Annotated in this window: 11 protein-coding genes and 2 tRNA genes; 5 read left to right on the plus strand and 8 right to left on the minus strand. The window is 41.0% G+C overall.

The window, feature by feature from the left end:
• The first annotated feature begins 101 nt into the window (after nt 1-101).
• The 5 genes from F902_RS15345 to F902_RS15365 all read left to right on the plus strand — a co-directional run bounded on the left by F902_RS15345 (nt 102) and on the right by F902_RS15365 (nt 7,066).
• A complete protein-coding gene (locus F902_RS15345; RefSeq protein ID WP_005204809.1) occupies nt 102-2,978 on the plus strand; it encodes a bifunctional diguanylate cyclase/phosphodiesterase in 2,877 nt (958 codons plus the stop codon).
• 191 nt (nt 2,979-3,169) lie between these two features.
• Nucleotides 3,170-5,440 carry an NADP-dependent malic enzyme gene (locus tag F902_RS15350; RefSeq protein ID WP_005204811.1) on the plus strand — a complete coding sequence of 757 codons (2,271 nt, stop codon included), beginning with the start codon at nt 3,170-3,172 and terminating at the stop codon, nt 5,438-5,440.
• 96 nt (nt 5,441-5,536) lie between these two features.
• The gene (locus tag F902_RS15355; protein WP_005204813.1) at nt 5,537-6,763 is read left to right on the plus strand and encodes a multifunctional CCA addition/repair protein; all 1,227 of its coding nucleotides are present in this window, start codon (nt 5,537-5,539) and stop codon (nt 6,761-6,763) included.
• A 142-nt stretch (nt 6,764-6,905) separates the two neighbouring features.
• Nucleotides 6,906-6,981 (plus strand) — tRNA-Asn (locus F902_RS15360).
• A gap of 9 nt (nt 6,982-6,990) precedes the next feature.
• Nucleotides 6,991-7,066, plus strand: a tRNA-Asn gene (locus F902_RS15365).
• A 112-nt stretch (nt 7,067-7,178) separates the two neighbouring features.
• Here the strand turns inward: F902_RS15365 and F902_RS15370 are convergent.
• The 8 genes from F902_RS15370 to lepB are packed head-to-tail and all read right to left on the minus strand — an operon-like array spanning nt 7,179 to nt 12,523.
• Nucleotides 7,179-7,835 carry a MiaE family protein gene (locus tag F902_RS15370; protein ID WP_005204817.1) on the minus strand — a complete coding sequence of 219 codons (657 nt, stop codon included), beginning with the start codon at nt 7,833-7,835 and terminating at the stop codon, nt 7,179-7,181.
• 4 nt (nt 7,836-7,839) lie between these two features.
• The gene (pdxJ, locus tag F902_RS15375; protein ID WP_005204818.1) at nt 7,840-8,568 is read right to left on the minus strand and encodes a pyridoxine 5'-phosphate synthase; all 729 of its coding nucleotides are present in this window, start codon (nt 8,566-8,568) and stop codon (nt 7,840-7,842) included.
• 54 nt (nt 8,569-8,622) lie between these two features.
• Complete coding sequence (gene recO, locus F902_RS15380; protein ID WP_005204819.1) at nt 8,623-9,330, minus strand: DNA repair protein RecO; 708 nt, start codon at nt 9,328-9,330, stop codon at nt 8,623-8,625.
• Between the two features lie 9 nt (nt 9,331-9,339).
• Nucleotides 9,340-9,537, minus strand: a complete 198-nt coding sequence (locus F902_RS15385) for an NF038104 family lipoprotein (protein ID WP_005204820.1) — start codon at nt 9,535-9,537, stop codon at nt 9,340-9,342.
• Nucleotides 9,538-9,563: 26 nt separating this feature from the next.
• Nucleotides 9,564-10,589: a GTPase Era gene (gene era / locus F902_RS15390; RefSeq protein ID WP_005204822.1), complete on the minus strand. Its 1,026-nt coding sequence runs from the start codon at nt 10,587-10,589 to the stop codon at nt 9,564-9,566.
• A 4-nt stretch (nt 10,590-10,593) separates the two neighbouring features.
• Nucleotides 10,594-11,289 (minus strand): ribonuclease III, encoded by a 696-nt coding sequence (gene rnc, locus F902_RS15395; RefSeq protein ID WP_004805889.1) that lies wholly within the window; start codon nt 11,287-11,289, stop codon nt 10,594-10,596.
• Nucleotides 11,258-11,635 carry a DUF4845 domain-containing protein gene (locus tag F902_RS15400; RefSeq protein WP_005204824.1) on the minus strand — a complete coding sequence of 126 codons (378 nt, stop codon included), beginning with the start codon at nt 11,633-11,635 and terminating at the stop codon, nt 11,258-11,260. The genes rnc and F902_RS15400 overlap by 32 nt, the downstream gene beginning before the upstream one ends.
• Nucleotides 11,636-11,659: 24 nt before the next feature.
• Nucleotides 11,660-12,523, minus strand: a complete 864-nt coding sequence (gene lepB, locus F902_RS15405) for a signal peptidase I (RefSeq protein WP_005204826.1) — start codon at nt 12,521-12,523, stop codon at nt 11,660-11,662.
• Nucleotides 12,524-12,552 lie beyond the last annotated feature (29 nt).

The raw sequence follows: 12,552 nt of genomic DNA on the forward strand, positions 1-12,552 counted from the left end.
TTCTGCTATGTTTAGCGTTAATTTAAAATAAAACGTTGCTGTGTTTACAAAAAAACAAAGACTGTGAATATAGATAAAAAATGAAAAGGATTATTCTTTGTATGTTAGGGGCTCAGGAAAAAAATTTGCCACAGTTTATCTACACAGATCAAATCGATTATCCAAATCATGTACGCTTATTTGTATTAAGTGTCTTCTGCATTTGTCTGTTAGATTACGCCCTATTTGGTATTTTTTATTCATTTGAATCAAATATTTTCACGACTTGGATGAGCATTACCCTCATCCTTTTATTTAGCTTTACCTGTATCTGTCATTTTTTACTCAAACGCTACTCTTCAGTTCGTTATAGCAACCAGACCAACATCATTTTTCAAGTGATCTGTTTTTTTACTGGTTTACTGATTGGAGTCAATACGATTGTCATTAATCACTACTTGGCTGTCGATATTCCTCATTTGATTGGGTCACATATTTTGACCCTAACTGCGTTACTACTCACTGCATCTCATATCATTGCACTGACCTTTTTAACCCAACATATTCGCTATTTCTTCTTATTTTTTATTCCAAGTATTGCACCTTTAATCGCATCTCAGCTTTTACATCGAGATCATGATCACACCCTATTCTACCTTGCATATTACTCTTCATTTTTCGCAACCGTACTCTGTGCTCAAGTCACCTATAAAATTCATAAACGCTTGGCCTTAGTTTTAGATAAAAATAAACAACTGATTGATGTCGCTGAGCAGCACAACCAATGGACTGAAGAATTGTGTCAGCAATTACAGCGTGAAGTGAATAAATCCAAAGATATTGAAGCGCAACTGCAATTTAATAATCACCTATTGGAACAAAAAGTGCGTGAGCGTACATTCGACTTGACGCAAATGAATGAAAGCTTAGAAGAACATCGTCAGAACTTAAGTTTTGCCCATGAAACCGCAGGCATTCGCCCTTGGGACTGGAATCTTGAAAACCATACTGTTGGAGTCACCAATGCACATAGTCAAGCAGTCACGCGCAATTCTGAAAACCATTACACCCTCCTGCATAAAATCATTCATCCAGATGATATCGAGCGGGTAAAAAACACCTTATATAATCATTTATGTGGCCAAACCAAGCGTTATGAAGAAACCTTCAGAATTAAACGCCACAATGGTGAATGGACCTGGATTCATGATGTTGGTCAGGTGATTTTAAGGGATCCAAAAGATGACACCCCTTTACGAATGGTCGGTATTCACCGTGATATTAATCAGGAAAAGAAAGATCAAGAACGTTTAAAGCTTGCTGCCAGCGTATTTGAGCAGGCCTCAGAAGGTATTTTCATTTTAGATGAAAACTTTAACTATGTTGAAGTCAATCCTAAATATGAACAGCTCACAGGCCTTGATAAACAAGCAATCGTGAGTAAACAGTTATTTGAAATTACCAAACAAAATAAGCAGCATCATCATAATTTTCATTTATCAATTCTTGATACACTGCGTGAAGAACAGGAATATGAGGGTGAATTTCAAGAAACTTATATTTCTGAAAAATCTTGTTTTTTGTGGATTCATATCAATGCAGTGAAAGATGAACAAGAGCGTGTCATCAACTATATCGGTATTGTTTCAGATCAGACTGAACGTAAGCATCAAGAACAACGCTTATCCTATTTGACTAATTACGATACGCTCACCGATCTCCCTAACCGCTTTTATTATCAACAGCAGTTGCATCAATATTTGATCAATGAAGCGTCGATTCAGCATCTGGCTGTCATCCGTTTAAATATCGACCGCTTCCGTGCCTTGAATGAAATCATTAGCAATCAAGCGGGTAATGAGCTCCTCAAACAAGTGGCACAACGCTTACGTATTAGTAATATTGATGCCCTACTAGTCGCCCATTTAAGTGCAGATGACTTTGCGATTATTTATGAAATTTCACCACTACATCCACCGATTCACCAATTGTGTAACAACATCGTTGAAGCCTTTAGCAAACCTTTTTATCTGGCAGAGCAAGAATACTTTGTCAGTATCTCGATCGGTGTCGCCATTTATCCAGAACATGGCCGCCAAGTCGATAATTTAAATACCCATGCAGAACAGGCATTGACCGAAGCCAAGCGCTTAGGTGGCAACACCATTCGCTACTACTCCAATGAAAGAGCCAATTTTGTAGCCAAATACACTGATCTAGAACTTGATCTCAGAAAAGCCATTCAGAATAACGAGCTGGTTGTGTACTATCAGCCAAAAATTAATGCACATAATCACCAAATTAATGGTTTTGAAGCCCTAATCCGTTGGAAGCATCCAACGAAAGGTCTAATCATGCCAAGCATTTTCATTCCTTTAGCGGAAAGTACCAGTCTGATTTCTGATATTGGACAGCTAGTTTTACATGAAGCGGCTAAGCAACTGCAAACATGGCAAAAGCTTGGTTTTAACAATATCAATATTGCAGTCAATATCGTGGCACAGCAAATTTTACGCGGCCAACTACTGCATGATATTGATGCTGTGTTAAATACGTATGAGATCTCAGGAAAAAATCTCGAACTCGAAATTACTGAATCGGCCTTTATTGAAAACACTGACAGTGTCAAAACCGTGTTGTACGCCATTAAAGAACGTCAGATTTCAATCGCACTGGATGATTTCGGTACAGGCTACTCCTCTCTTGCTTACCTCACCGAATATCCAATTGACATTTTAAAAATTGATCGAGCTTTTATCTCGAAAATTGGCAATGCCAAACAAGATGCGATCGTTAATGCCATGATCGCTATGGGCAAGACCATTGGCCTAAAAGTTGTGGCTGAAGGCGTTGAAACCGAACAGCAATATGAGTATTTAAAACGACAAAATTGCGACATATTACAGGGTTACTTATTTTCACAACCGCTTACTGCCGCACATGCGACAGAATATCTGCAAAAACAAAAGCGGCAGTCAACTGCAAGATATTCCATTTAAACGTGAATTTTAACCTTTTTTGCTGTTTATTTTTCACGGTATAGCAACTGTCAATAGGTATGCAGTTCAGTGAAAATAAGCTTTTTTGACTGTGCGAAAGCATGAACTAGTGCTATATTCTTGTGCACTTATCTTAATATCGTAATTAGACAGCTATATGTCTGATTATTATCGGAACAAACGAGACTCAGATGGACGATCAATCTTTAAAACAAGCCGCTTTGTATTACCATGAATTTCCAACCCCAGGAAAAATCAGTGTGACACCTAGCAAGCAGCTCGTTAACCAACGAGATTTAGCGCTTGCCTACTCACCTGGTGTTGCTGCGCCATGTTTGGAAATCGAACGTGACCCTTCTGCCGCTGCCAAATATACAGCGCGCGGTAATCTGGTTGCCGTCGTGAGTAATGGTACAGCCGTGCTTGGTTTGGGAAATATTGGTCCGCTCGCGTCTAAACCTGTAATGGAAGGTAAAGGCGTTCTGTTCAAAAAGTTCGCTGGTGTTGATGTCTTTGATATCGAGATTGATGAAAATGATCCAGACAAGATCGTAGATATCGTTGCTGCATTAGAACCGACTTTTGGCGGTATCAACTTAGAAGATATCAAGGCGCCAGAATGTTTCTACATCGAGAAGAAACTTCGCGAACGCATGAAAATTCCTGTATTCCATGATGACCAACATGGTACCAGTATTATTGTCGGTTCAGCATTGCTCAATGCTTTGCAACTGGTAAATAAAAAAATTGACGAAATTAAAATCGTTGCCTCAGGTGCCGGTGCAGCAGCACTTTCGTGCTTAGACTTGCTTTGCGCTTTAGGCGTGAATAAAGCCAATATCGTTGTTGCCGATTCTCGCGGTCTGCTCACTACATCACGTGAAGGTTTAGATGAATCGAAAAAGCGTTATGTACAAGACATTCAAGCAACACAATTACATGAAGTAATGGCTGGTGCAGACATGTTCTTGGGTCTTTCAGCAGCAGGTATCTTAACCAAAGAAATGGTTAAGGAAATGGCTGAAAATCCAATTATTTTTGCACTTGCAAACCCAGATCCTGAAATTCTACCTGAACATGCGCACGAAGTACGTCCAGATGCAATCATGGCAACGGGTCGTTCAGACTATCCTAACCAAGTGAACAACGCACTTTGCTTCCCTTATATCTTCCGTGGTGCACTCGATGTTGGTGCAACCACCATTAATGAAGAAATGAAGATTGCCTGTGTACATGCAATTGCACGCATGGCACATGTTGAAGCGGATGCTGCAACTTATGGTGAAAAATCTGCGTCATTTGGCCGCGACTATTTGATCCCTCGTCCACTCGATCAACGCTTGATTTTGGAAATCGCACCAGCTGTTGCCAAAGCAGCAATGGACTCTGGCGTTGCGACACGTCCAATTGAAGATTTCTCTGCATACCGTCAACGTCTTTCTGAGTTTGTGTATAACTCAGCATTCTTGATGAAACCAATCTTCTCTCAAGCGAAGACTGATCCGAAGCGTATTGCGTATGCTGAAGGTGAAGATCAACGTGTATTACGTGCTGTTCAAATTGTTGTTGATGAAGGCTTAGCGAAACCAATTCTAATTGGTCGTACTGCTGTGATTGAAGACAATATTCGAAAATTAGGTTTACGCTTACAGCATGGCGTGAACATTGAGATCGTCGATCAGGAAAAGAATCCTTCGTATGATGATTTCTGGAAAGAATACCATCAAATCATGCAACGCAAAGGCGTAACAGTTGAATATGCGCAACGTGAAGCACGTCGCCGCTCAACACTCATCGCAGCAATGTTGGTTAAATTTGGCAAAGCCGATGGTATGTTATGTGGTACCTACTCAAGCTATGACATTCATTTAGATTTCGTGAAAAACGTCATTGGGTTAAAAGAAGGTCGCAGCACGTTCTTTACGCTGAATGCATTGATGCTTGAAGATCGCAATTTATTTATTGCAGATACTTATGTAAATACCAATCCAACTGCGACTCAACTTGCTGAAATGACGATTTTAGCGGCCGAAGAAGTTCGTCGTTTTGGTATTACGCCACGCGTAGCGCTGCTTTCTCATTCAAGCTTCGGTAGTGACCAAACCGATGCAAGCGCTCAAAAAATGCGTGAAGTCTATCGCCTACTTTCAGAGCAAGCACCTGAGCTAGAAGTTGAAGGGGAAATGCATGGTGATGCGGCGTTGGATGAAAATATTCGTCATTTTGCATTCCCGAACTCACGCTTCAAAGGTTCAGCAAACTTGTTGATTATGCCTAACTTAGATTCAGCCAATATTTCATTCAACTTGTTAAAAGCAACTTCAGGTAATAATGTGACCATTGGTCCTATTTTATTAGGTGCTGCAAAACCTGTTCATATTCTGACACCTACAGCAACGACGCGTCGTTTGGTGAATATGACTGCATTAACGGTTGCCGAAATTCAGCAAAGTCAAAACTAAGTTCACTTAAGCCCTGCTTTTCTTGAAAAGCTTCGCTTAACCCTTGAGAAAACCTCTATTCTGTAGCATGATTGTGTGAAGAATAGAGGTTTTTTCATGCAAGTTTATTTAGTAGGCGGTGCTGTTCGAGATCATTTACTCGGCCATCCCTATCACGAAAAAGATTATGTGGTGGTTGGAGCAACGCCCGAGCAATTACTCGCCGAAGGCTATCAACCCGTGGGAAAAGATTTCCCGGTATTTCTACATCCAATAACAAAAGAAGAATATGCACTTGCACGTACTGAACGTAAATCTGGTGTGGGTTATCACGGTTTTCAATTTTTTACCGATACCACGGTTAAGTTAGAAGAAGATCTGATCCGCCGTGATTTAACCATTAATGCAATGGCAATGGATGATGCAGGTACCATCTATGACCCCTATGGTGGGCAGGATGATTTAGATCAAAAAATTCTACGCCATGTTTCAGATGCATTTACCGAAGATCCTCTGCGCGTACTTCGTGTAGCGCGTTTTGCTGCTCGTTATGCAAATTATGGCTTTAAAATCGCAGACGAAACCCTAGAATTAATGCAGGAAATTGCCAAATCTGGTGAGCTTGATGCATTAACGCCTGAACGTGTCTGGAAAGAAACTTCACGTGCATTGCTGGAAGATCATGCTGATGTCTACTTTCAAACACTCAAAGCGTGTGATGCCTTGAAAATCTTGTTTCCAGAGATTGATGCGTTATTTGGTGTACCACAGCGTCCTGAATACCATCCTGAGATTGATTGTGGTATTCACACCCTCATGGCGCTTAAACAAGCCTGTTTAGCAAAATATGCGCTTGATGTGCGTTTTGCTGTGCTTGTGCATGATCTTGGCAAGGCACTCACCCCTGTGGACGAACTACCACGCCATATCATGCATGAAGAACGTGGTCTTCAGCCTGTAACGGATCTGTGTGATCGTTTAAGAGTACCCACCCATTTAAAAAGCTTAGCTTTAATTGTGTGTAAAGAACATTTGAAGTGCCATCAAGTCAAGAATCTGAAACCAGGCACTTTATGGCGTCTTTTACAACGCTTAGATGTATTGCGTCGACCTGAAAAAGTGGAAGCTTTTGTTCAGGCCTGTGAGTGTGATGCCAAAGGTCGTTTAGGCTTAGAGCAACGCCCGTACCCACAAGCGCAATACATGTTAGATGCGATGCAAATTGTCAGAAATATTCGTGCGCAAGATTTACCTGAACATGTCACTGGTCCAGAAATTGGTGAAATGCTGATTCAGTATCGCATTGAAGCACTAGCTAAGTTTAAAGAGTTGCACAATAACTGATTAATTTTTAAGTAAATTAAGTCTTTTTTGTACAGATTCGCTTATCTATACGCCAAAAAGATTATTAATCAAGCAAACGATTAATTTTATTTACTATTGTTGTTGACGCATCTGCTTTTCATGCCTAAAATGCGCATCAGATTCTCCAATAGCTCAGTCGGTAGAGCGACGGACTGTTAATCCGCAGGTCCCTGGTTCGAGCCCAGGTTGGAGAGCCAATCTACTAATCTCCCATAGCTCAGTCGGTAGAGCGACGGACTGTTAATCCGCAGGTCCCTGGTTCGAGCCCAGGTGGGAGAGCCAAGATTCTAAAAAGCCCTGATCAATGATCAGGGCTTTTTTTATTCCGTAATTAATAAAATACCCAATAAAAAAGACCCGTGATGAACACAGGCCCTTTCGCTTCTACTTTAAACTAAGCAGCAACTTCTGCTGGCACGCCACTATGAAAGCGGAACGTATCATCTGGACTTAAAATCAGATTTTTTTCCACTTCACGAATATGCTCGATGCGTTGCTGGATCGTCTCTTCTGGATCTTTAAGTTTCGCCGTTTTTGCAACATCCAAAGCTAAAGCCAGATAGTCCTCAAAATGACGAGATTCAGACTTAAGCAAGTAGCGGTAGTAACGCCCCAGCTCATCGTCCACAATCGGTGCTAGCGCATAGAAACGCTCACACGAGCGTGCTTCGACAAATGCACCAATAATCATCACATCAATTAGAGCCTCAGGCTCATAAGTACGAATTTCTTTACGTAATCCGCCTGCATAACGCCCTGCACTCAAACCCTTCCATTCTTGGCCACGTTTGTTCATGAATTCCAAAACCTGCTCATAATGCAGCATTTCTTCACGCACCAATTGTGCCAATTTCACTTGCAGGTCCGTAAAGAAACTATAGCGGAACATCAAGTTCATTGCTGTACTCGCTGCTTTTTTCTCACAGTTAGCATGGTCTTGCATTAAGATGTCCAGATTATTAATGGCTTCATCCAACCACGCCTGAGGAGTCGTACAACCCAAAAATGCGATGACAGGTTGCATTAACTCATCATAATTTACACTACTCATCAACTTATCTCGCAGCAGCCTGAATCGCTGCTTTCATATCTATTACTGCTTGAGCCAAACCAACGAATACGCTATCGGCAATAATTGAATGCCCGATGTTTAATTCATGAATTTGTGGAATTGCTGCAATCGCGGCAACGTTATCCAGATTCAAACCATGCCCTGCATTCACAACCAAACCTTTTGCCGCTGCATATTCAGCACCTTTAATAATACGAGCTAATTCAGCTTGTTGCTGCTCATCTGTCTCAGCATCAGCATAAGCACCCGTATGGATTTCAATGGTCGGCGCACCACATGCCACTGCGGCATCAATCTGTGCCAAATCTGCATCGATAAATAAAGAAACATCACTGCCAATGGCTTTGAGTGCTTGGGTTGCTGCTTTGACTTTTTCAAAATGACCAACCACATCCAAGCCACCTTCGGTTGTCACTTCTTGACGACGCTCAGGTACAAAGCACACATGTTGCGGCTGAATCTCTTTGGCAAATGCAACCATTTCATCTGTTACGGCCAATTCAAGATTCATACGTGTTTTTAACAATGGACGCATACGACGTACATCATCATCCTGTATATGGCGGCGATCTTCACGCAAATGCAAAGTAATGCCCTCAGCACCTGCCTGTTCACAGACCAGAGCCGCCTGAACTGGATCAGGGTAAGTTGTACCACGTGCCTGTCTTAACGTCGCAACATGATCAATGTTTACACCCAAGATTGCAGCCATAAAAATATCCTATCGGTTTAGCCCTGAATCATTATTTTCAATACATCAGGAATATCAATTTTGTGTACTTTGAATCCAAAGTTGCCGACTCTTCAGCGGCCGATCGCCCAGCAAAGAGCTAATCATTTGACGGTATAGTTTACCCAATAATTGCAATTGTTCGTGAGAAAAATCCTGCCCATCTTCGTAACTTTGCATGGATGTAATCAATGCACCATCAAGTGTTGAACGCGAAGCTTGTGAAACTGGTAAAAAGCCATCATTGAGTTGAAATTGATAATGCTGAGTGACCTGAATGTCTTTTTGGCTCGCATCTACTGAAAAATCAATGGCATAACCAAGTTCAGGCAATAATACATGCTCAAATTGACGTAAAATTTGTCGAAGAAACAAAGCCGCTTGCTCATGTGTAGCCAATTGCTGTAACAGTGCGAGAATCAACTGATATTGTTCGAAGGTTTGTGGCATCATCTCTTCTAAAGGACACAGTCGCAATAGAATTTCATTTAAATAAAAACCGGCAAAAAATGCATCACCATGAAAAAACACAGGTTGATTCAGGATTTCTAATTTTGTGAAATTTTTAAGTTCTGACTTACCTGAAGCTTGCAAACGAATAGGTTGGTATTGTGGCGGTGGGACCTGTCTTAAAATCCCATCCACCCGACCATATTCTTGTGTAAATAAATGCACAATATGGCTTTTTTCACGATATTTACGATGATGAATCAAATAGCCATGCAGGACTTCATTACGCATCATAGAACGATACTAGTCCTTCTTTTTCTCATCCTTTTCTTCATCATCGCCATCAGGAATGACTGCACCTACAACCGCAGCCGTCCCTTTAACAACACCTTTAGTGGTCTTATAGGCAACTTTCACAGGTACAGTTACAAGCTTATGAATACAGCCCTGCAACATGAATACACATGTCACGATTGCGAGTACACGGATTGTTATTTTCATACCTGTTTCCATTGTCAACAAGACAGTTAAATATCGCTATAACCCAAGCTTTTTAGTGCACGTTCATCATCAGACCAGCCACCTTTGACTTTCACCCAAAGCGTCAGCATGATTTTTTGTTCAAACATCTTTTCCATGTCTGCACGTGCATCCATACCGATACTTTTCAGCTTCGCGCCTTTGTCGCCAATTACAATGGCTTTTTGGCCTTGACGTTCCACAAAGATGGTCGCATCAATATACGTACAAGGTGGCTTTAAACGGCCTGTTTTTTCGTTTACAGCCGCTTCTTCAGTTTTGAATGATTCAATCTGAACCGTTAAATCGTACGGAAGCTCTTCACCCAACTGACGCATAATTTTCTCACGAATGATTTCACTCGCAAGGAAACGTTCAGAACGATCGGTAATCTGATCTAATGAATACAAAGGTGGTTGATACGGCAGATATTTTTCAATCGTGTCACGTAAATGATCTAGGTTCGCACCACGTAACGCTGAAACTGGAACAATTTCAGCAAAACTCATTAACTTGGCACGCTCTCGAATCAGCGGTAAAGCTTCATTTTTATTTTCGAAGGTATCTAGCTTATTGATCACGAGGATCACAGGCATATCTGCATTTTTAAGCTTTTCCAAAACCAATTCGTCGTTTTGAGTCCACTTTTGTGCATCAACCACAAATAAAACCAGATTCACATCGCGCAATGCTGAGTGTGCTGCACGGTTCATCATCTTATTGATGGCACGTACTTCTTTTTTATGCATCCCAGGAGTATCTACGAATACGGCCTGTGATTTCTCACGTGAATCAATCCCCACGATCTTATGACGTGTGGTTTGTGGCTTACGTGAAGTAATCGATAGTTTTTGACCGAGGATGTGATTCATCAAAGTTGACTTGCCCACATTTGGACGGCCAACGATTGCAACAAAACCGCTTTTGAAATCTGAAGGAATTGTACTTCCTTGAGAACTAAAAAATTGATCAACTACATTATTGCCATCTTGCTGTTCAGTTGCTTCTGGCTTATTTTCTTCTGAATGAGACATCAGGTTATTGCTCCAATAATTTTAAAATCTCTGCCGCTGCCGTTTGTTCGGCAAAACGACGACTTGAGCCCTCGCCTATAATTTTTGGCAATCCCGCTACATCACATTCCACTTTGAAATGTTGATTCGGGGCATCACCCTGAATATCTACAACCTCGTAAACTGGGAGAGGTTTTTTACGTGCTTGTAAATACTCTTGCAAACGTGATTTAGGGTCTTTCAGTTGATCTGTCGGTTCGATATGATCAAGATATGGTTCATACCATTTTAACACAATGCGTTCGAGCAAGTTGAGATCATTACTGTCTAAATAAATAGCACCAATAATGGCTTCAACTGTATCAGCCAAAATCGATTCACGGTGATGCCCACCCGATTTTAACTCACCTGTGCTTAAAATTAATGACCGACTCAATTGTAAGTCATTTGCAATTTTCCCCAACGCTTCCTGTCGAACCAAAGTCGCACGCATACGTGTTAAGCGACCTTCATTTTCTAGGGGATAGGCATTGTACAAATAATTTGCAACGATCATCCCTAATAATGCATCGCCTAGAAATTCTAGGCGTTCATAATTATGTTTATGGCTAACCGAGCGATGGGTCAAAGCCAGCTTTAACAAGTCAAACTGTTTAAACTGGTGACCTATTCGCCCTTGCAGCCGTGTATCATTGAGCTTGTTTTGCAGATTTTTGGTCAAAAGTCTTCTCAAAGGTCATCACTAAACTGATATTCAGCATGAAAGGCTTACGTATTTCATACTTCTTCATCACCACAAGATCATCTTTATAAGTCACTTGCGCAATATCTTTAAAATGTAGATCGCGAATCCCGTTCATATCGAAACGTTGATCCATCTGAGATGCAAACTTACTCGGTGTGATATTTGCAGGACTATCTTTTAATAGCCCCTCAATTTGAGTATTAATCAGTTTGTCATCCCAGTATGCTGGCCAGATCGCAATTGCTGCTTTCACAGCAATTGCAAACAAGACCACCCCAAATAAAATTGCAATATACGAAGTCCCTTGTTGAGATTTACGCATCTGTCTATTTCCTATATATTTTTATTAGTCAATCTTACCATTTCGGTTGAAACTTGGAAGATTAAAACCAGGTTCTTTATGCATCCATACATAAAAAGCACGACCTGTTAGGTTCGCTTCAGGTACAAAGCCCCAAAAACGACTATCTGCACTTTGATCACGGTTATCACCCATTGCGAAGTATTGCCCCTTTGGCACTGTTACTTCCCAATCTTGACCGTTACTTTGGATAAATACATCATTCTCTTTTGCGACAAATGGCACCAAAGCTTCAGCACCTCTCAATTGCGCAAACTGGAATTGTTCAACAAGCGGATTGCGTCCTTCCAAGTAACGGATTAAGTGCTGATGTTCACCCAAAGTTTCCTTGAAATAAAGTGCTGTAGGTGTATCTTGCTGGTCTTTCTCACGCGAGTATTGAGTTTCTACCTTTGCAACTTGCTGGCCATTAATCATTAATTGACCATTTCTAAATTGAACATGGTCACCTGGTACACCAACGACACGTTTAATATAGCTAATGGTTGGTTGTGGTGGATAACGGAATACAATCACTTCACCACGTTTCGGTTCACCAACGTTAATGATTTTCGAATTTACAATCGGTAAACGAACACCATAATCAAACTTATTCACCAGAATAAAATCACCGGTTTCTAAGGTCGGAACCATAGAATCTGATGGAATATTAAATGGTTCATATAAGAAAGAACGTAGCACCAGCACAACAGCCAACACAGGCCAAAAGTCATATGCCCAAGTAATGACAAAGTTCTCTTGATTACGCCCACGTGTTGCACGCTGTTTCAATACCAACTTATCCAGTAACCACACTAAAAAGAAAATTAGTGTTGCTGGTACCAGAATCAAGTTAAAATCAAAATCCACAAACCCTCTCTTGCAGTTTCACTGCCCGT

Origin of the sequence: Acinetobacter higginsii, assembly GCF_000369525.1 — a bacterium.
Lineage (GTDB): Bacteria > Pseudomonadota > Gammaproteobacteria > Pseudomonadales > Moraxellaceae > Acinetobacter > Acinetobacter higginsii.